This window comes from Azospirillum endophyticum, from assembly GCF_016595245.1.
GTDB lineage: Bacteria > Pseudomonadota > Alphaproteobacteria > Azospirillales > Azospirillaceae > Azospirillum > Azospirillum endophyticum.
In genome coordinates this window covers 24,742-43,498 of sequence record NZ_JAENHM010000077.1, presented here as the reverse complement: position 1 = coordinate 43,498, position 18,757 = coordinate 24,742, and the positions used below count along the sequence as shown (strand labels likewise).

Sequence of the window (18,757 nt, the reverse complement as noted above, 5' to 3'; positions counted from 1 at the left end):
GTTGAAATTTTTGTTGCGTCAGCACAGAGCCTCCGCTTCGGCGGAGGCTTTTTTGTGCGCATCCAAAGAGTCACGAAAGGGTGCTTCCCGGATAACGAACGCACAATCATATGCTGAATCGCTGATTGAAGGATCTGGAGTGCATTCGCTAAGGGAAAACCCTGTGCTGTTTGTTGCAATTCAACGTTTGACGGCAGCACGTTGTTTTGTGGGAAGATTGGGTTCCGGGATCGTTTGTCCCTGGCAAGCCCACGACGCACTCGATGTCACGACTACGGCACAGGCGGTGCTTGCATTGCCTCGGCAGGTCCGATGTCCATCACATTGCAAATGACGGAACGGGGGAAATCGATGGCTGAGCCAACAGACGATCAGGCAACCAAACCGGAGTCTGTCAGGCCGCTTATCCTGGTGGTGGACGACGACCGTTCGATCGTCGAAGGGCTGGCGATCCTGTTGGATGGCTGGGGATACGAGGTGGTGAAGGCGCTCAGCGCCGCCGCCCTGGAAGCGCAGCTCGGTGGCCTCGACCGGGCGCCGAACCTGATCATCGCCGATCATTACCTGCCGGCCGGACGCACCGGGCGCGAGGTGGTGGAGCGCGTCCGTGCCGAAACCGGGCAGCAGACCCCTGCCATCATCCTGACCGGTGACAGCACGCCCGAACGCCGGGACGAAGCCGAATTGCTGGGCTGCCAACTGCTGCTGAAGCCGGTGCAGGTCGGGCCGCTGCGCGAGGCCGTCGAGGCGCTGTGCAGCCGATAGGGCCCGATCGGTTCAGGCGGAATCGGCTGAAGCGTGACTCGCATGGAAGATCAAAAACTTAAGGTCCATCGGACGCTTCGATAGGCATCTGATGGACTCGGGAGCCACGTAGCCGAGGCTTGCTCCCTGGGGAAGGGTCGGCTCGCAAGCCTGCCGCTTCGGAAGACCTGCTCCGGCAGACCGCCTAGATCGCTATCCCGCCACCGTCGCTTTCGACGGGCCGCTCGATATCCGGCAGGATGGAAAGAAAGGCTTCGACCACCGTCGGGTCGAAGCGCCGCCCGGCCAGCCGCCGGATCTCATCCACGGCCTTCCCGCTGTCCAGTGCCGGACGATAGGGCCGGTCCCGGGTCATCGCGTCATAGGCGTCGGCGACGGCGACGATGCGGGCGCACAGCGGAATCGCCGCCCCGGCGCGACCGTCGGGATAACCGGTACCGTCCCAATTCTCGTGATGCCAGCGCGCCACCGTCGCCCCCAGATGCAGGTGGGTGAGACCGTCCGCAAGGTGGCTCGCCTGGTTCAGCAGATTGGCGCCGGCAACCGTGTGGGTCTGCATCGCGCTGCGTTCCGCCGGGTCGAGCGGGCCGGGCTTGGACAGCATCACCGGATCGACGGCGGCGTTGCCGATGTCGTGCAGAATGGCCGCCAGTCCGATGACCTCCAGGGTCGTCACATCCAGCGCATCGGGGAAAAGCCCGTCGGCATGCAGGCGGCGGGCGATCCGCTCGGTGATTGCGGCGATCCGCAGCGACCGGCTTAAACGCTCCCGCTCCATCGGCGCCGCCGCCGGCGGAGTGGCGTCGATGAGCGTGCCGCAGCCGCGCTCGGCCAGATCGGCCAGGGCCGCCAGCGTGCCCTGCTGGGCGCGGTAGAGCTGCTCGTAGTGGTGCAGATTGTCGAACCCGACGGAGATCTTGCCGCAGAACACCTCGATCAGCTTGCGGTCCAGATCGGAAAGAGGCCGATTGGAGCGCAGATAGACCACCGTCTCGCGGTCGTTCGGCGGCTGGATGTAGAGCGTGCAATGGTCCCCGGCATAGACATGCGCCCGCTTTTCCAGGCAGGCGGTCATGGCCGCCAGCACCGCCGGATCGACATGGCCGGCGACCGGCTCGTTGATCAGCGATTCGAAGCGGCCCGATCCCGCCAGCACATACAGGCCGTTGCAGCTACCCTCTCCGTTGCATCTACCCGATCCACCGGCGGAACCATCAACCGAACCATCGGCCTGACTGCCGCCGGTGCCGCCGGTGCCGCCGCGCTGCACACACAGGATGGCGTCCGGTCCCACCCCCAGCAGGCCCGACAGTTGCGTCAACACGCCCGCCGCGAACAGCTTCATCGAGCGGACGCGGAACAGCGACGACGACGCCTCGATGATCTTTTCCAGACCGCGGCGGTTGGCGTCGATCGCCACGATGTCCTCGTAGGAGCGCAGGGCGGCGACCGTGGTGGTGAACAGCTGCTGGGCGGTCAGTTGGGTCTTCGCCTTGTAGTCGTTGATGTCGTAATCGAGGATCACCGCCCGTTCCGGCGCCTGCCCCGGCTGGCCGGTGCGCAGGATGATGCGGACGTTGCGGTTCTGCAGCTCTTCGCGGATGTGGTGGACCAGCCGCAGGCCGGCGTCCTCCGTCTCCATCACCACGTCCAGCAGGATCAGCGCGATGTCGGGTTCCCGCGCCAGGATCCGCCGCGCCTCCGCTGCCGAATGGGCGGACAGGAAGCGCGCCTTGCGGCCCTTGTAGACGAAGTCGGACAGGACGAGCTTGGTGATCGAATGGATCTCCGGCTCGTCGTCGACGATCAGCATGGTCCAGCGGCTGCCGGGCGGTTCCTCCGCGGTCCGGCCGTCCTTGGCGCCATCCGCGGGGCCGTCTTCCGGATCCGCATCGTCCAGGAACACCAGATCCTCGTCGTCGGTGTCCTCCGGGGGGCTCTCCGGGGCCGGATCGGTTCGGGCTTCGTCCTGGGGTCCATTCGGGTCGGCGTCGGTCATGGCTCTTCGGTGGTGAAAGGGTCATGAGACGGGCACGGCCGGCCCGCGTGGTGCAAACCTGTCAAAACGTATCCAACTCGATCACCGTGCAATCGAGTCCGCGTTGCGCCAGCGTGCCGCAGGCGGTGTCAACCTGCAACCGCGAGAACGGAGCCACCCCCACTTCGTAGAGCAGCCGTCCCTTGCGGAACACCGGCCAGACCATCGGCGGCAGGTCGCGATAGGCGCTGCCCGGTCCGGCGGTGAACTCCTTCCAGGCACGCAGGCCTTCGGCGTAGCTGACATATTCGCCGAGCTTGATGCCGTAGAGCATGCCCGGTTCGACCGGCGGCATGCCCGGCAGCGGATAGGGTGCCACCACCCCGACCAGCCCCTGGACCGGGGCCAGGGCGCGGGTACCGGCGGGCAGGGCCAGCGTCGCCTCGCCGTTCGCGGCACCGATCAGCGCCACCACGTCGCCCTTGCGCAGGGTGAAGCCGCGCCGCTTGCGGTTGGTCAGGAGCTCGGTCGCGGAAATCGGGCCGGCGGCGACGACATAGCCCTCCGCCGGGGTTTGGGCCGCCTTGTCCCAGGCCGCGCGCGGGACGACGGCGGCACTGCGGTGGGGTGGGGGAGCGTCCGCCGGCTGGTTGGCGGGGGAACTCGGCTTGGAAGACCGCGGCCCCTCGCCGCCCACCGCCGGCCGGCCTGTCACCATCAGCGCCGGGTCCAGCGAATCGGCGGGGACATAGCCGATGGGCTGGCCGCCGATGGCGACCTCCGTCCAATAGGTGCCGCGCGGGGTTCCCAGCGCGTTCAGCGCCTTGCCCTGCTTGAGGGTCATGACGATGCGGGCATCCTCGCTGGGGCCGATCCGCACCTCGATATCACGGTTCAGCACCACCTCGCCGGTCAGCGGAGCGCCGATGGCGACGGGACTCTGCGCCCGGGCGGGGGCGGCGACGGCGCCTGCGAGCGACAGGACAACGGCGGCCAGCGCCGGCAGCAGGCGGCGGAGGGCGGGTGCGGCGGTCATGCTCTGGCCTCCCCGGCGGCCACCGGTCTCCTGCGGCCCAGCATCTGCCGGCCGACGAGGTCGTGGATGGCGTCGCCCAGCAGCCGCACCGGCTTCGGCGCCGTGCCGCGGGCGCGGTGGAGGGCGATGTCGACATCCGGCAGGTCGGGGAACCCCTCCGCCGCACCGAGGCGGCGCAGGCTGGGCGGGACGGTGCAGGCCTCCATCGCCGTCACCCCCAGCCCGCCCATCACCGCGCCATGGACGGCGACGACGCTCTTGCTGGTGAAGGCGACGCGCCAGTCGCGGCCGATCCCGTCCAGCGCCGCCACCGCGAGGTCGCGCACCACGCAGCCCTTGGGGAACAACGCCAGTGGCAGCGGGTCCAGGCTTTCCACCGGCCGGTGCCCCGGCGGGGGCAAAGGATAGGGCGGCGGCGCAACCCAGGACACCGGCTCCTGCCGCACCAGTTCACCGCCGGCCTCGCCGGCCTTGCGGGTGACCAGCGCCAGGTCGTAGCGGCCCTTCTCGATCTCCGCCACGAGGTCGGGGCTGTTGTCGCAGACCACCTCCACCATCACGTCGGGATAGGCGGCGTTGAAGCGGGCCAGCACCTCGGGCAGCAGCATGGTGGCGTAGTCGTCGGGTGTGCCGATGCGCACGCTGGCCACCGTCGGACTGCGGTGCATCAGGGCCAGAACCTCGTCGTTCAGCGTCAGCATGCGCCGCGCATAGGCCAGCAGCACCTCGCCGTCGCGGGTCATGCGCACGCCGTGGGTGTCGCGTTCGAAGACGCGCTTGCCCACCGTGTCCTCCAGCCGGCGCACCTGCTGGCTGACCGCCGCCTGGGTGCGGCCCAGCCTTTCGCCGGCACGGGTGAAGCTGGCGCTGTCGGCCACGGCGACGAAAGCGCGCAGCAGGTCGGTATCGAGATTGGTGGGCATGACGGGAACCGGAAGTTGCCGCTTATTCAAGCAGAGCGCCGGCCGGTCCGCAACGTTCCGGTCATTACGAATCGTGATGACGGCATAATGCCTATTCATTTCCAAGGGAATGGCGCCCGTCCCATTGTCGGTCTCCGATCCCCTTGGAGTTTCCGGTCATGTCCCTGTTCGCCGCCTGGAGCAGCACGGTTCTCGGGGCCGCCCGCCTCGACCAGCCCGCCGCCCGCCCGCCCGCGGCGCCGGAGCCGCGGCGTTTCCGCCTCGCCTACAATCCGGTCCTCCCGACGCCGTCCGCCCCGGCCCGCCGCGCCGGTCCGGTGGCGGAGCCGGCCTTGGCCTCGGCCCGCATCCCCCCGTCGTCGAGGGGCGGCCGGCTGCGTCTTGAGAAGTAGGCGGAGAGCGGCCTATCCTGCCGCCGACAGGAAAGCCGGGAGGAATGGGCGATGGCGCGGGTCTATGTTCTGTACACCGGGGGCACCATCGGGTGCGTGACCAATCCCGACGGGGCGCTGGCCCCGGTGCCGGGCGCGGCGTTCGAGCGGCGGGTGCTGGCGACGCCCGGCCTGTCGGACCACCGGGTGCAGGATTATCCGGATCTGAGCTGGACCATGGGCTGGTTCGACCGCACGCTCGACAGTTCCAACATGACGCCGGCGGACTGGGTCGCCATCGCCCGGCGGCTGCTGTCGGTCTATGACCAGTATGACGGCTTCGTCGTGCTGCACGGCACCGACAGCATGGCCTACAGCGCGTCGGCCCTGTCCTTCCTGCTGCCCGGCCTGTCGAAGCCGGTGATCTTCAGCGGATCGCAGGTGCCGCTGTCCTTCACCCTGAGCGACGCGCCGGCCAATCTGGTCGGTGCCGTCGTGGTGGCGGGAACCCTGCCGGTGCCGGAGGTCTGCGTCTATTTCGACACCAAGCTGCTGCGCGGCAACCGCTCGTCCAAGGTCGACGCCAACCGCTTCGCCGGTTTCGATTCGCCGAACTTCCCGCCGCTGGCCAGCGTCGGCAGCGTGATCGCCCGCAACGAGCCTTATTGGCTGCCGATGCCGGATGCCGCGGTCTCGCTGGCCGATCCGGACAACCGGGCCAAGCGGCTGGCGGCACTGGACGCCCTGCCGGCGGCGCTGGCGGATTTCTCCGTCGTCATGCTGTGGCTCTATCCCGGCATCCGCGCCAGCACGGTGTCGGCGATGCTGACCGCCACCAGCCCGGCGGCGAAGGGGGCGGTGCTGCTGGCCTTCGGCGAGGGCAACGGGCCGACCGATCCCGACTTCCTCGCCGCGCTGTCGGCGGCGGTGACCGCCGGGGTCGTGCTGATGGACAACACCCAGGTGCAGCGCGGCGCGGTGCTGCCCGGCGCCTACTCCACCGGGCTGGGCGCCGTGGGAGCCATCGGCGCCTATGACATGACGCCGGAGGCCAGCTACGCCAAGCTGGTCTGCCTGCTCGCCGGCGGGCTCGACGCCACCGCGGTCAAGGCGGCGATGCCGGTGCCGCAGGCCGGCGAGCTGACGGTGATCGACTGACGGTGATCGAGGGGTGACGCGACGGTCCGGAGGCGGGGGCCGAGAGCCTTCCGCCTCCGGCAGCGGATCACTGGCCCATGACGGGCTGGTTCGGTGCCATCGTGCCGCGGTTCATCGTGCCGCTGCCCATGGTGCCGTTGCCCATCGTGCCCTGGTTCATGGTGCCGGTCGAGTTGCTCATCGAGCCGGAGCCCATACCGCCCATGGAGCCGCCCATCTGGCCGCCCATGGCGCCGCCGGTCGAGCTGCCGTAGCCGGTATTGGCCTGGCTGCTGTACTGGGCGAGCTGCTGCAGCTCCGTCTGATCCTGCATGACGACGACCTGCTTGCCGCGCCGTTCGAAGGAGGCGGGCGGAAGCAGGACGGTCTGGCCGGACTTGGCGAGCTTCAGCTCGACCATCGCCTGGCCGTCGGCGCCGGTGGTGACGTTCTGGATGGTGCCGGCGATGGGGCCGCCATGACGGTGGACCACCCGCTTGCCGATCATGTCGCGGCTGGCCTGGACGTCGCGGGCGCCGGTGTCCATCGTGCCGTTGGCGACCGCGTTGGACTTGGCGGAGCCGCCGCTCTGGGCGTGGCCGGGCGCAGCGACGGCCATCAGCAGCAGGGCCGGAACCGCGGCGGCGAGAAACTTGCGCATGTCATCCTCCCGGAGTGAACTCGAAGAGGGGTGCCGCGTGCCGTCGCACGCCCGCGCCCCTGCTTGATGACACGCGGGAGGCCGGTTTGTTTCGCCCGGACCGGGATTTTTCCAGCGTGAAGGCAAAATCCCGGCCGGATTACAACCAGGACATCATTGTTCGTTTTGAGCTTAAGCGGAACCGGACTGATACTGCCGGCATCTTGGCGCAAACCGACGGATCGTTCCCATGGCTTCTCTTTCTCCGGCATACCGTCCGGGCGACATCATCATCAGTGACGGAACCATCTCGCACTGTGCCCTGGTGATTGGGGAGAAGGTGAAATACATGCCGGGCCGGTTCCGGACCGACTGGGCGACGCTTCACGCCACCGGTTTCGGCAGCGAGCATCCGCGCGACGGCATCAAGAAGGGGGAATTGACCAACATGGGCCGGGGGCGCCTGTTCCGGTCGCGCACGATGACCGACCCCCAGGCCGAAGCCCTGCAGGCCACCGCCCTGCGGCTGCAGCTGGCCTCGTCCTCCTACGGCACTGCCCGGGCGGTCTTCGCCTGGGCCGGCTCGACCAGCTTCGGCACAGGGGCGTTCGGGCGGCTGCAGAAATACAAGGAGCGCCTGTCCCATACCGAACATCAGGGCGTGGTGAAGAACGTCTTCTGTTCGGAATTCGTGATTCTCTGCTACCAGCTGGCCTTCATGGACGATGCGCAGAAGACCAAGCAGACCAATCCGCTGTTCATCAATCTGGATGCCAAGCACAGCTACCCGAAGCACCTGCGCGAGTATCTGCGGAAGAACTCGACCCATTGGGAAGAGGGCGATTTTCCGCCGTGACCGGCGGCGGGGATCACCGGCAAGAAAAAGGCGGGCCGAAGCCCGCCTTTTCCGGTCTTATTCGTCGCCCATCTTGAGCGCCGCGATGAAGGCGCTCTGCGGGATTTCGACCTGCCCGAACTGGCGCATGCGCTTCTTGCCTTCCTTCTGCTTGTCCAGCAGCTTGCGCTTGCGGCTGATGTCGCCGCCGTAGCACTTGGCGGTCACGTCCTTGCGCATGGCGCTGATGCTCTCGCGGGCGATGACCTTACCGCCGATGGCGGCCTGCACGGCGATCTTGAACAGCTGGCGCGGGATCAACTCCTTCAGCCGTTCGCAGAGCTGGCGGCCGCGGCGTTCGGACTGGCTGCGGTGAACGATCATCGACAGGGCGTCGACCGGCTCGGCATTCACCAGGATCGACAGCTTCACGAGGTCGCCTTCCTCATAGCTGTCCATCTGGTAGTCGAAGCTGGCATAGCCGCGGCTGATCGACTTCAGCCGGTCGTAGAAGTCGAACACCACCTCGTTCAACGGCAGGCGGTAGACCAGCATGGCGCGGGCGCCGGCATAGGTCAGCTCGATCTGCTGGCCGCGCCGCTCGGTGCACAGCTGGAGGACGCCGCCGAGATACTCGTCGGGCAGCATGATGGTGGCCTTGATCCACGGCTCGTCGATGTGGTCGATCCGCATCACATCGGGCATGTCGGCCGGGTTGTGCAGGTCCCGCACCGTCCCGTCGGTCATCGTCAGCTTGTAGACCACCGAAGGGGCGGTGGTGATCAGGTCGAGGTTGAACTCGCGTTCCAGCCGCTCCTGGATGATCTCCAGATGCAGCAGGCCGAGGAAGCCGCAGCGGAAGCCGAAGCCCAGCGCCGCCGACGTCTCCGCCTCGTAATGGAAGCTGGCGTCGTTCAGCTTCAGCTTGCCCAAGCTGTCGCGCAGCCGCTCGAAATCGGCGGCGTCGACCGGGAACAGGCCGCACCACACCACGGGGATGGACGGCTTGAAGCCCTCCAGCGCCTGGGCCGCCGGCTTGCGCTCGTCGGTGATGGTGTCGCCGACCTTGGTCTGGGTGATGTCCTTGATCGCGGCGGTGATGAAGCCCATCTCGCCCGGCCGCAGCTCGCCGGTCAGCAGCGCCTTCGGGGTGAAGACGCCGACGCGGTCGACGTCATGGGCCGAGCCGGCGGCCATGAAGCGCACCTTCTGCCCGACCTTCAGCACGCCGTCGACCACGCGCACCAGGATGACGACGCCGAGATAGGGGTCGTACCAGCTGTCGACCAGCAGCGCCTTCAGCGGGGCGTCGGCATCGCCCTTGGGCGGCGGCAGCCGCTTGACCACCGCCTCCAGCACCGCGCCGATGTTGAGGCCGGACTTGGCCGAGATCTCCACCGCGTCGGAGGCGTCGAGGCCGATCACGTCCTCGATCTGCTGCTTGATCCGCTCCGGCTCGGCGGCGGGCAGGTCGATCTTGTTGAGGACCGGGATGATCTCGTGGTTATTGTCGATCGCCTGATAGACGTTGGCGAGCGTCTGCGCCTCCACTCCCTGGGAGGCGTCGACCACCAGGATCGAGCCCTCGCAGGCGGCCAAGCTGCGGCTGACCTCATAGGCGAAGTCGACGTGGCCGGGGGTGTCCATCAGGTTCAGCGTGTACTGCTTGCCGTCCTCCGCCTTGTAGAGCAGGCGGACGGTCTGGGCCTTGATGGTGATGCCGCGCTCGCGCTCGATGTCCATGCTGTCGAGCACCTGTTCGCGCATCTCGCGCGCGTCGAGGCCGCCGCACTGCTGGATCAACCGGTCGGCAAGGGTCGACTTGCCATGGTCGATGTGGGCGATGATCGAGAAATTGCGGATGTGCGAGAGGTCAGTCATCGGGGCCCAAACAAGCGAGAGTTTGCCGGGAACATAGGGCGGACGGGGGATGGGCGCAATGATGGTGTGTCGGCCGGCGCCGTGGAGGGCGTACGGGCGGTTGCGGAACGGCGCGGCGGGGGGCGGGTGGAACGGGATGGAACGTCTTTCGGTGGGGTGTTCAGCCTCCCAATACTCCGGAAAATTAGGTTGACCGTTCATTCTAGAATGAACACTCTAACTTTGTCGGGCAACGGACCACGTCAGGAAGGGCATCGTGATGAGGCTGCAGAAAGCCGAACCCAGGGCCGAACCGAAGGCCGACATGCGCCGCCGCCAGGTTATCGATGCGGCAGCGGAGTGTTTCCGCCGGGAAGGGTTCCATGGCACGAGCATCGCCCGCATCTCGCAGGCGGCCGGCATGAGTTCAGGCCACATCTATCACTATTTCGACAGCAAGGAGACGATCGTCGAGGCGATCGTCAAGCAGGAGGAGGGCGACTTCTCCGAGCTTCTGCAGTTGCTTGCACGGGATGAGGCGGACGGGGACTTCCTGGATACGCTGTATCGGCTCATGGATGACCTCCTGAACCGTATCCTCGACCCTCAACGGGTCGCACTGATGCTTGAGATCGCCTCGGAAGCCGCAAGAAATCCGCGGGTCGCGGCGATGCTGCAGGAGAGCGACCGTCGGCTGGTCCAGCAGTTCGCCGCCCTGGCCGAGGCGCGGGGGGAGACGGCGATTGCGGCCGTCGACGACCCGGAGAGCCGCGTGCGCCTGGAAATCTTTGCCCTGCTGCTCTCCGGCCTGACCCTGCGTTCGGTCTACAGCCCGGCGATCGATCGGCCGCGGATCGCACGATCCATCAAGGCGGTCCTTACCATCCTGTGGAGACCCACCGCATGAAGCCGTCGTCTTCCGCCACTCCCCACATCCGCATCGTCGGCGGGGGCGTCGCCGGGCTGATCCTGGCGACGCGCCTCGGCCATGTCATGGGCAGGCGGGGAACCGCGCGGATCAGCCTGATCGACCGCAGCCCGACCCATGTCTGGAAGCCGATGCTGCACACCTTCGCGGCCGGCACCTGGAACATCTACCAGCAGCAGGTCCAGTTCCTCGTCCATGCCGGTTCGCATCACTTCAAATATATCCCCGGAGAGATGGCGGGCCTCGATCGCGAGGGGCGACGACTCCGGTTGGCGCCGCTGCAGGCGAACGGCGAGACGATCGCCGATGCGCGGGATCTCGATTACGACCTTCTGATCCTTGCGACGGGCAGCCGCGCCAATGATTTCGCCATCCCCGGCGTCGCCGAGCATTGCCATTTCATCGACAGCCAAAGGGAAGCCGACGCCTTCAACGACAAACTGCGCACCCATGTCGGCCGCAGCTTCCTGCATGGCGACGAGATCCGCATCGCCATCGGCGGCGGCGGGGCGACCGGGGTCGAACTGGCGGCGGAACTGACCAGGATGGTCGAGCTGGCCGGGGGGTATGGCGAGGTGGACATCCGGAGCCGCCTGCGCATCACCCTGCTGGAAAGCGGACCGCGCATCCTCGCGGCTTTTCCCGAGCGGGTCGCCGCTTCCGCCACCGAGCAACTGCGCGGACTTGGCGTCGATGTCCGTGTCGGCGTCAAGATCGTCGGTGCCGACGCCGGCGGCTATCGTTTGGAAAGCGGGGAAAGGATCGAGGCGGATTTGAAGGTCTGGGCCGCCGGCATCCGTGCGTCCGAGGCGGTCGGAGATTGCGGCCTCGACCTCAACCGTGCACGCCAGATCGTGGTGGCGCCCAACCTCCAGGCCCGGAACGACGAGGCCATATTCGCCGTCGGGGATTGCAGCAGCCTCATCCCGGAGGGGGCCGAGCGTCCCTTGCCATCGACGGCGCAGGTCGCCAATCAGCAGGCGCTGCATCTCGTCGGGCACCTGCCGTCCTGGGTGGGTGAGGGTCGGCCGGTTCCCCCCTTCGTCTTCCGGGATCTGGGCGCCCTGGTGTCGCTTGGCGAATACAATGCCTTCGGCACCTTGGGCCGCTTCGGCCTCTTCCCCGGCGGCTTCGTCGAAGGGCGCTTCGCGCAGTTGAGCCACGCAGCCCTGTACCGGCGGCATCAACTGGCCCTGCATGGTCCGGCGCATGCGGGGCTGCTGTGGATGGCCGAACGCCTCAATGCCCTCACCCAGCCCTCGATCCGCATCACCTGAACCGGACTTTGCGCAGTCCCGAAGTGGGCATGGCGAGCGGTGGATGAGACCGGTAGCCGGCGATGCTCACGCGGCCATAACGGTATTCATGGTCGAACCGCGTTTCCCGGCCGATCCCATGCGCGTTGTCGAAACCCATCAGGCGGGTGCCGTCCACATCGTGCAGGGTCAGCGAATAGCGCATGCCGTGGGGCTTTTCCGCAGTGACCGGTGTTCGCCAGACGAGAAACCGCAGGCTCCAACCATTTTCCAGCCAGTAGCTCCGGCGGTGATACCCGAGAAGGCGCTCAATCGATTCATCGACCATATATCGCTCACCAACATCATGGCCAAACCATCGCCAAGAACCTGTCTTGCGGTTCCAGGCGATGATCTGTCCGGCTTCCATCCACTCTGCGACTTTTGTGGCCGTTTCCCGCCGGAGTGGTACTTCCGCGCGATACCTAGGCAGACGTCGCCGATCATCGTACGCTCCGCAGGAAATTCTCTGCCAAAGCTGAGGATGTCATCGGGCGCGATTCTCCTCTCGCGCACCAAAGCCGCGCATTGCCGAGCGTTCAGAATCGCCCTCGGCGATATGGGGAGGGCCTTGCGATGCCAGTGCCGTCATGAGGCCGGATCCGGAAACCGTTTCCGCCCATCGCCGAAGCTATTTCGGCACCTTCTCCGATCCGGCCGCAATGGCGCGGGCCGTGGGAGCCATCGACCCCGGCACCGTCGGCCCCTATCCCATCAGGACGGTTCGAAAGACTTTTCACGGAACGTTCGCACGGGCGACGCTCGACCGGCTCAGCATCGGAATCGGTTGTTTCGCCCAAGGGATTCCGCAGACCGCCGGGATCGCGAACGTTCACACATTCATGTTCGCCACCGAGCCTGCCATCGTTCGCCGCGTCTCGGGCTGGACTCTCGGTTGGCAGCAGATCTTCCATTTCCGTCCCAACGAGAAGACCGCCACCTCCTCCCCACCGGGAATGCCCTGGGCGTTCGGGATCATCGCGCTCCCGTTCGATGTGCTCGCCACGCAGAGCCGGCAGATGACGGGATTCGACCCTGATGTGCCGCTGAATGACGACCGGATGTTCCAGGTGCCCGAAACGGCGATGGCCCGGCTCATCGCCCTGATGAGGGACACGGCACGCCTGGCGAGGGATGCCCCCTGGATTCTCGAAACGCCGAAACCGGTGATCGCATTGGCCGGATCCATCATGGAAACCCTGCTGACCTGCCTGACCCAGGGCAATCTCAGGCAGGACAGGGGTGCTCTCGGGCGCCACCGCCAGATCGTGGCACGCTTCGAGCAGGCCTTGCGGGAGTGTCCCGAGGAGATGCTGTCGTTGTCGGCCATCTGCGCCGCGACCGGCGTGGCTCAGAGAACGCTCAATCTTGCCTGCCAGGAGTTTCTCGGGCAGAGCGCCATGCACTATGCGCGCGGGCGTCGCCTCGATCTCGTCCGCCAGACGTTGCTGACGTCCGACCCGGCGGAAACCAACGTCACCGGGGTCGCCATGCATTACGGTTTTTGGGAACTCGGCCGCTTTGCCCAGGCCTATCGGATCCGCTTTGGAGAACGCCCGTCCGAAACCCTGCGGCGCGGCGCCGGGCAGGGCAGAAGGATGGATCGCTCCATTCATGCCGGAATCGCATAGTCAGTCACCGGAACGGTTCCTAGGATCACGGCATGCGCCTACCCGCCCACCGTCTTGGCGCGCCGGCGCGATCCGGCCGGGGATGCCCGTCGAAGACATCCGCCCCGGCTCAAGCACAATGAAAGGAACCGGGGAATGACACTGCGCATCAACGCCGAGGCGCCGAACTTCACAGCCGAGACCACCGAGGGAACGATCAATTTTCACGAATGGATCGGCAATGGCTGGGCGGTCCTGTTTTCCCACCCCAAGGACTTCACGCCGGTCTGCACCACCGAACTCGGCTACATGGCGAAGCTGAAGCCGGAATTCGACAAGCGCAACGCCAAGATCATCGGTCTCAGCGTCGACCCGGTCGCCAACCATGCCAAATGGGCGCAGGACATCGCCGAGACGCAAGGGACCGCCCCCAATTATCCGATGATCGGCGATACCGACCTCGCCGTGGCCAAGCTCTACAACATGCTGCCGGCCGAGATCGAAGGCGGTTCCGACGGTCGCACGGCGGCGGACAACGCGACAGTCCGCACGGTCTTCATCATCGGGCCCGACAAGCGGATCAAGTTGATGATCAGCTATCCGATGACCACGGGCCGCAATTTCGACGAGATCCTGCGGGTGCTCGATTCGCTTCAACTGACCGCGAAGCACCGTGTGGCGACCCCTGTGAACTGGCAGCGAGGGGACAAGGTCATCATTGCCGGCTCCGTCTCGGACGAGGAAGCCAGGACCATTTATCCGGACGGCTGGGAAGCGCCGCGCCCCTATCTGCGGCTCGTGCCGCAGCCGCAATAGCCATGTTGTTCGAGACCTTTGCGGCGGGCGGATGCCGCTCCTACCTCATCGGCTGCGAAAGCTCCTGTGCCGCCGTGGTGATCGATCCGGAACTCAGCCTCGCCCACCGCTATCGCGGGTATTTGTCGAAGCATGGGCTGACGCTTCGCTATCTGATCGACACGCACACGCACGCGGACCATTTCTCGGCCACCCGTCAACTTGGCAAGGCGCTCGACGTGCCGGTGGTGATGCACCGGCTGAGCCCTGCGCCTCATGCAGGACTGCGGCTTGACGATGGCGACATGCTGATCGCGGGCCGCCTCAAGATCAAGGCGATGCACACGCCGGGGCATACGCGCGACTCCCTTTGCCTTGTCATGGAGGACCGGATCTTCACCGGCGATACGCTGTTGATCGGCGGGACGGGGCGGACGGATCTGCCGACGGGCGATCCGCACGACCTCCATGAAAGTCTGTTCGGCAAGGTGCTCAAACTGCCGGGCGAGACCCTGGTTTACCCGGGCCATGACTACAAGGGCCGCGATCATTCGACCATCGCCGACGAGATCGCATCGAATCCCCGCCTGCAGAAGACCGAGCGGACTGCCTTTGTGGCGATGATGCGTTCTCTCGATCTGGCGGCGCCCACCCATCTGACCGAAGCGCTGCGCACCAACATGAGCGGCGGCAAGACCGTGGCACAGCTCCTGTCCGAGGCGGCGTCCGGCGTACCCTTCATGTCGATGGATGAGCTGGAAAGCCGGCTGGGCGACAACAGTCGCGATTTCGTGGTGATCGACCTTCGCGAGAAAGACGCCTACGAGGCAGGGCACATCAGCAGCGCGAAGCATCTACCGCGGGGACAGCTGGAGCTTCGCGTCAATACCGAGCTGCCCGACCCGACGGTGCGGATCATCACCTGCTGCGAATTCGGCAAGATATCGATCCTCGCCGCCGCCACCCTGCGCGAACTCGGCTATATGCGGGCAGCGGCACTCGACGGCGGCATCGCAGCGTGGCGGGAGGCGGGACGCGCCCTGGAGGCAAGTGGCTGACCCAGTGCAGGCTCCTTGCCCTCTCCCGGGGCGGGAGAGGGTGACGGGCGCGCTTCGGCGCGCCGCCAAGGGGCATGCTGCCCCTTCGCGATCCCCTGGCAAAGGCTGGNCAAAGGCTGGCGCCTTTGCTCCCCCTCACCCCGACCCTCTCCCCAGGGGGGAGAGGGGATTGAGCCTTACCGAGGGACGGGCCGTTACCGTCCCCTCGGCTTTGCCCTGGCGGTCGGTTCGGCTTCCAGCGGGTTGTCGGGCCAGTAGTGTTTCGGGTACTGGCCCTTCAAATCCGCCTTCACCGCCCTGTAGGCGTTGGCCCAGAAGCTCGCGAGGTCGCGGGTGACCTGGACCGGGCGGCGGGCGGGGGACAGAAGGTGTAGAAGCAACGGCACCCGGCCGCCGGCGATGCGCGGGGTCTCGGCCAGGCCGAACATCTCCTGCAGGCGAACCGCCAGCACCGGCTCCTCGCCGTCATAGTCGATGGGGATGCGGGAGCCGCTCGGCACCTCGACGTGGGTCGGGGCCTCGGCGTCCAGGCGGGTCTTCAACTCCCAGGGCAGCAGGGCGCGCAAGGCGCTCGACAGGTCGATGCGCTCCAGATGGGCGCGGCGCGACACGCCGTCGAGGAAGGGGACCAGCCAGTCCTCCAGGCTGTCCATCAGGGCGGCGTCGGACAGGTCGGGCCAGTCGTAAGCGTCGCCCTCGCGGCTGCGCAGGAACATCACGCGGGTGCGCCATTTGCGCAGCTCGTCGGTCCAGGGCAGGCAGGTCGGGCCGAGCGCACGGATGCCCTCGATCATCGCGGCGGTCATTGCCTCGGCCGGCGGCTTGGCCAGCTTCTCGTCCTTCAGGATCAGGGCGAACAGCATGCGGCGCCGCCGCGCCAGGACCGTCTGCTCGCGCGCGTCCCAGGCGACGATGGTCTCGCTGCGGATGTCGTCGGCGAAGCTCTCCTCCAGATCGGCCAGCGTCACCGGGGCTGCCAGGAAGATGCGCGATTCGCGGGCGGCGCCGTCGAGGTCGGCGATGGCGAGCCACTCCTCGGCCGACAGCGGCTCGGCCTGCTGGAAATAGGCGCCGCGCCCGCCCGACAGGCGGTACTGCGCCGCGACTCCGCCGGGCTGGCCGCCCCCCTGGCTACCGGGGCGGCGCTGGCCGATGCGGTCGGGATAGGCCAGCGCCACCAGAAGGCCGACGGCATGCGAGTCCATCGCGTCGTCGTCGCGCACGCCGAGTTGGCGGCGCCACTGCCGGGCCTGCTTCACCGCCTGCTGCGCCCCGCCGCGGTCGACGCTGAGGCCACGCGCCGCGCCCTGGCCGCCACGCTCCTCGCCGCGCAGCAGATCGACGCGCAGGCGCAGGTCGGCGTCGCGGAAGCCCGGTTGCGCGCGGACGATGTCGCGCTCGCCCAGCAGGGCCGCGACCAGACAGGCGAGCGCGCCCTGGCCCATCGCCTTGCCGGCCAGCATCATGTGGGCCAGACGCGGATGCACGCCGAAACCGGCCATGCGGCGGCCGTGCGGGGTGATGGCGCCGGCCCCGTCGAGAGCGCCGAGGCCGGTCAGCAGCTCGCGTGCCTGGGCCATCGCCGCAGGGGGCGGCTGGTCGAGCCAGGACAGGCTGGCGGGGTCGGAGACTCCCCACACCGCAAGCTCCAGCGCCAGCGGGGCGAGGTCGGCGTCGGCGATCTCCGGCGTGGTGAAGGGGGCCAGCGCCTTGTGCGTCGCCTCCGGCCACAGGCGGTAGCAGACGCCCGGTTCCAGACGGCCGGCGCGGCCACGGCGTTGCTCGGCCGAGGCCTGGCTGACCTTCACCGTCGCCAGACGGGTCATGCCGCCGCGCGGGTCGAAGCGCGGAACCCGCATCAACCCGCTGTCGACCACGATGCGGATGCCCTCGATGGTCAGGCTGGTCTCGGCGATCGAGGTCGCCAGCACGATCTTGCGCTGGCCGGGCGGGGCGGGGCCGATGGCGCGGTCCTGCGCCTCGGCCGACAGGTCGCCATAGAGCGGGGCGATGATGGTGTTCGGGCCGAGGTCGGACTGGTCGAGCAGCGACTGGACACGGCGGATCTCGCCGACGCCGGGCAGGAAGACCAGGGCGTTGCCGGGCTCCTCGCGCAGGGCGCGGCGGATTGCGGCGGCCACCGCGTCCTCGATGCGGGTGCCCTGGGTCGGAGCGTCGAGGTGGCGGGTTTCGACCGGGTAGGCGCGGCCTTCGCTGGTCACCATCGGGGCGGGACCATGGGAGTCTGTCAGCAGGGCGGCGACCGGGGCGGCGTCCAGCGTCGCCGACATGACGACGAGGCGCAAATCGTCGCGCAGAGCGCCGCGCGCCTCCTGCACCAGGGCGAGGGCGAGGTCGCTGTCGATGCCGCGCTCGTGGAACTCGTCGAACAGGACGGCGCCGACGGCGGGAAGCTCCGGGTCCTCCTGAAGCTGGCGCAGGAACAGGCCGTCGGTCACCACTTCGATCCGGGTCTTCGGGCCGATTTTCGTGTCGAGGCGGACGCGGTAGCCGACGGTCTCGCCCACCGCCTCCCCCAGCATCGACGCCATCCGGCGGGCGGCGGCGCGGGCGGCGAGGCGCCGCGGCTCCAGCACCAGGATCTTGCGGCCCTTTGCCCAAGCGGCGTCGAGCAGGGCCAGCGGTACCCGCGTGGTCTTGCCGGCGCCGGGCGGGGCTTGCAGCACGGCGGTGCCGCGGCGGTCCAACGCCTCCAAGAGGGCGGGCAGGACGGGGTCGATGGGAAGGGCAGGGAAGGCGGGCTTGCTCATGAGGGGAAGTCTGCTGCCGTGAACCGCTGGGAAAGGCAATGGTTTTCGCGAGGCCGGCGGAGTGGCACGCGCCAAAAGGTCGCAGGGACGGGGACGGGCACGGCGGGGCGGGACCGATGACCGTATAGGCTGTATGGTTTTGCCGTCGTCGGGCTCATTCGTATTTCGCAGGGATCCATGACCGATATCCACGACGCCGCCCTGTTCCTCGCCCACGCCTGCGCGCTGGAGGAGGACGCCGCCAACCGCTTCGCCGACCTGTCGGAGGCGATGAAGACCTATGGCAACCAGGAGGTCGCGGCCTTCTTCGGCCAGATGGCGAAATTCTCGCGCCTGCATCTGGCCGAGGCGCGGGAACGGTCGGGCTTCCGCAAGATCCCCGATCTGGCGCCGGAAGACTTCCAATGGCCGGACGGCGACAGCCCGGAAGCGGCCTCGATGGAAGGCTCGCATTATCTGATGACAGTGGAATACGCGCTGGAACTGGCGCTCGACAGCGAGCGGCGCGGGCAGGCCTTCTACGCCGAGGTGGCGAAGACCACCACCGACGCCGAGGTCCGCATGATGGCCGAGGAGTTCGCCGCCGAAGAGGCCGAGCACGTCGCCCAACTGGAGGTCTGGGCCAAGCGCTATCCGGCTTTGCAGGGATAGGGGGCTTCCCCCTCTTCCCCCGGGGAGAGGGTCGAGGTGAGGGGGATGCAAAGCGAGAATTTGGTGGGGAGCGGGCAGTGCGCGACTCTTGAAGATCCTCGCTG

At 67.5% G+C, this 18,757-nt stretch carries 17 protein-coding genes; 10 read left to right on the top strand and 7 right to left on the bottom strand.

Annotated features, from left to right (window positions below):
* Window positions 1-351 precede the first annotated feature (351 nt).
* Window positions 352-765 (top strand): response regulator, encoded by a 414-nt coding sequence (locus JHL17_RS31800; protein ID WP_200198669.1) that lies wholly within the window; start codon window positions 352-354, stop codon window positions 763-765.
* A gap of 184 nt (window positions 766-949) precedes the next feature.
* Here the strand turns inward: JHL17_RS31800 and JHL17_RS31795 are convergent, their stop codons facing one another.
* From JHL17_RS31795 to JHL17_RS31785, 3 genes are all read right to left on the bottom strand, one after another.
* Complete coding sequence (locus tag JHL17_RS31795; protein ID WP_200198668.1) at window positions 950-2,764, bottom strand: DUF3369 domain-containing protein; 1,815 nt, start codon at window positions 2,762-2,764, stop codon at window positions 950-952.
* A gap of 61 nt (window positions 2,765-2,825) precedes the next feature.
* On the bottom strand, window positions 2,826-3,779 hold the full coding sequence (locus JHL17_RS31790; protein WP_200198667.1) for an SH3 domain-containing protein: 954 nt from the start codon (window positions 3,777-3,779) through the stop codon (window positions 2,826-2,828).
* Window positions 3,776-4,702, bottom strand: coding sequence for a LysR substrate-binding domain-containing protein (locus tag JHL17_RS31785; protein ID WP_200198666.1), 927 nt, complete (start codon window positions 4,700-4,702; stop codon window positions 3,776-3,778). Before JHL17_RS31785 ends, JHL17_RS31790 begins: the two co-directional genes overlap by 4 nt.
* Before the next feature lie 158 nt (window positions 4,703-4,860).
* Between JHL17_RS31785 and JHL17_RS31780 the strand changes: the two genes are divergently transcribed.
* Window positions 4,861-5,094, top strand: coding sequence for a hypothetical protein (locus JHL17_RS31780; protein ID WP_200198665.1), 234 nt, complete (start codon window positions 4,861-4,863; stop codon window positions 5,092-5,094).
* Window positions 5,095-5,145: 51 nt separating this feature from the next.
* Window positions 5,146-6,231 carry an asparaginase gene (locus JHL17_RS31775; RefSeq protein ID WP_200198664.1) on the top strand — a complete coding sequence of 362 codons (1,086 nt, stop codon included), beginning with the start codon at window positions 5,146-5,148 and terminating at the stop codon, window positions 6,229-6,231.
* 67 nt (window positions 6,232-6,298) lie between these two features.
* On the opposite strand, the gene JHL17_RS31770 is transcribed toward JHL17_RS31775, so the two are convergent.
* A complete protein-coding gene (locus JHL17_RS31770) occupies window positions 6,299-6,871 on the bottom strand; it encodes a hypothetical protein (RefSeq protein WP_200198663.1) in 573 nt (190 codons plus the stop codon).
* Window positions 6,872-7,100: 229 nt separating this feature from the next.
* Here JHL17_RS31770 and JHL17_RS31765 point away from each other — a divergent pair, with 229 nt between their 5' ends.
* Window positions 7,101-7,706, top strand: coding sequence for a hypothetical protein (locus tag JHL17_RS31765; protein WP_200198662.1), 606 nt, complete (start codon window positions 7,101-7,103; stop codon window positions 7,704-7,706).
* Window positions 7,707-7,763: 57 nt separating this feature from the next.
* On the opposite strand, the gene lepA is transcribed toward JHL17_RS31765, so the two are convergent.
* Complete coding sequence (lepA, locus tag JHL17_RS31760) at window positions 7,764-9,566, bottom strand: translation elongation factor 4 (protein WP_200198661.1); 1,803 nt, start codon at window positions 9,564-9,566, stop codon at window positions 7,764-7,766.
* Window positions 9,567-9,825: 259 nt separating this feature from the next.
* Between lepA and JHL17_RS31755 the strand changes: the two genes are divergently transcribed.
* Both JHL17_RS31755 and JHL17_RS31750 read left to right on the top strand, forming a co-directional pair.
* Window positions 9,826-10,452 carry a TetR/AcrR family transcriptional regulator gene (locus JHL17_RS31755; protein WP_200198660.1) on the top strand — a complete coding sequence of 209 codons (627 nt, stop codon included), beginning with the start codon at window positions 9,826-9,828 and terminating at the stop codon, window positions 10,450-10,452.
* Complete coding sequence (locus tag JHL17_RS31750) at window positions 10,449-11,750, top strand: NAD(P)/FAD-dependent oxidoreductase (protein WP_211113646.1); 1,302 nt, start codon at window positions 10,449-10,451, stop codon at window positions 11,748-11,750. The genes JHL17_RS31755 and JHL17_RS31750 overlap by 4 nt, the downstream gene beginning before the upstream one ends.
* Here the strand turns inward: JHL17_RS31750 and JHL17_RS31745 are convergent.
* Window positions 11,743-12,138: a toxin-antitoxin system TumE family protein gene (locus tag JHL17_RS31745; RefSeq protein ID WP_200198658.1), complete on the bottom strand. Its 396-nt coding sequence runs from the start codon at window positions 12,136-12,138 to the stop codon at window positions 11,743-11,745. The genes JHL17_RS31750 and JHL17_RS31745 overlap by 8 nt on opposite strands.
* 220 nt (window positions 12,139-12,358) lie before the next feature.
* On the opposite strand from JHL17_RS31745, the gene JHL17_RS31740 reads away from it, so the two are divergent.
* The 3 genes from JHL17_RS31740 to JHL17_RS31730 are packed head-to-tail and all read left to right on the top strand — an operon-like array spanning window position 12,359 to window position 15,231.
* The gene (locus JHL17_RS31740) at window positions 12,359-13,399 is read left to right on the top strand and encodes an AraC family transcriptional regulator (RefSeq protein ID WP_200198657.1); all 1,041 of its coding nucleotides are present in this window, start codon (window positions 12,359-12,361) and stop codon (window positions 13,397-13,399) included.
* 54 nt (window positions 13,400-13,453) lie between these two features.
* Entirely contained in the window at window positions 13,454-14,194 is a 741-nt protein-coding gene (locus JHL17_RS31735; protein WP_425599662.1) for a peroxiredoxin, read from the top strand.
* 2 nt (window positions 14,195-14,196) lie between these two features.
* On the top strand, window positions 14,197-15,231 hold the full coding sequence (locus tag JHL17_RS31730; RefSeq protein ID WP_200198656.1) for an MBL fold metallo-hydrolase: 1,035 nt from the start codon (window positions 14,197-14,199) through the stop codon (window positions 15,229-15,231).
* Window positions 15,232-15,425: 194 nt separating this feature from the next.
* Here the strand turns inward: JHL17_RS31730 and hrpB are convergent, their stop codons facing one another.
* The gene (gene hrpB, locus JHL17_RS31725) at window positions 15,426-18,002 is read right to left on the bottom strand and encodes an ATP-dependent helicase HrpB (RefSeq protein ID WP_200198655.1); all 2,577 of its coding nucleotides are present in this window, start codon (window positions 18,000-18,002) and stop codon (window positions 15,426-15,428) included.
* 177 nt (window positions 18,003-18,179) lie between these two features.
* Between hrpB and JHL17_RS31720 the strand changes: the two genes are divergently transcribed.
* The gene (locus JHL17_RS31720; protein ID WP_200198654.1) at window positions 18,180-18,653 is read left to right on the top strand and encodes a ferritin-like domain-containing protein; all 474 of its coding nucleotides are present in this window, start codon (window positions 18,180-18,182) and stop codon (window positions 18,651-18,653) included.
* Window positions 18,654-18,757: the final 104 nt, after the last annotated feature.

Coding starts and splice junctions, on each gene's coding strand:
- JHL17_RS31800 (WP_200198669.1), top strand. CDS start 352: ATGGCTGAGCCAACAGACGATCAGGCAACCAAACCGGAGTCTGTCAGG.
- JHL17_RS31795 (WP_200198668.1), bottom strand. CDS start 2,764: ATGACCGACGCCGACCCGAATGGACCCCAGGACGAAGCCCGAACCGAT.
- JHL17_RS31790 (WP_200198667.1), bottom strand. CDS start 3,779: ATGACCGCCGCACCCGCCCTCCGCCGCCTGCTGCCGGCGCTGGCCGCC.
- JHL17_RS31785 (WP_200198666.1), bottom strand. CDS start 4,702: ATGCCCACCAATCTCGATACCGACCTGCTGCGCGCTTTCGTCGCCGTG.
- JHL17_RS31780 (WP_200198665.1), top strand. CDS start 4,861: ATGTCCCTGTTCGCCGCCTGGAGCAGCACGGTTCTCGGGGCCGCCCGC.
- JHL17_RS31775 (WP_200198664.1), top strand. CDS start 5,146: ATGGCGCGGGTCTATGTTCTGTACACCGGGGGCACCATCGGGTGCGTG.
- JHL17_RS31770 (WP_200198663.1), bottom strand. CDS start 6,871: ATGCGCAAGTTTCTCGCCGCCGCGGTTCCGGCCCTGCTGCTGATGGCC.
- JHL17_RS31765 (WP_200198662.1), top strand. CDS start 7,101: ATGGCTTCTCTTTCTCCGGCATACCGTCCGGGCGACATCATCATCAGT.
- lepA (WP_200198661.1), bottom strand. CDS start 9,566: ATGACTGACCTCTCGCACATCCGCAATTTCTCGATCATCGCCCACATC.
- JHL17_RS31755 (WP_200198660.1), top strand. CDS start 9,826: ATGAGGCTGCAGAAAGCCGAACCCAGGGCCGAACCGAAGGCCGACATG.
- JHL17_RS31750 (WP_211113646.1), top strand. CDS start 10,449: ATGAAGCCGTCGTCTTCCGCCACTCCCCACATCCGCATCGTCGGCGGG.
- JHL17_RS31745 (WP_200198658.1), bottom strand. CDS start 12,138: ATGGAAGCCGGACAGATCATCGCCTGGAACCGCAAGACAGGTTCTTGG.
- JHL17_RS31740 (WP_200198657.1), top strand. CDS start 12,359: ATGAGGCCGGATCCGGAAACCGTTTCCGCCCATCGCCGAAGCTATTTC.
- JHL17_RS31730 (WP_200198656.1), top strand. CDS start 14,197: ATGTTGTTCGAGACCTTTGCGGCGGGCGGATGCCGCTCCTACCTCATC.
- hrpB (WP_200198655.1), bottom strand. CDS start 18,002: ATGAGCAAGCCCGCCTTCCCTGCCCTTCCCATCGACCCCGTCCTGCCC.
- JHL17_RS31720 (WP_200198654.1), top strand. CDS start 18,180: ATGACCGATATCCACGACGCCGCCCTGTTCCTCGCCCACGCCTGCGCG.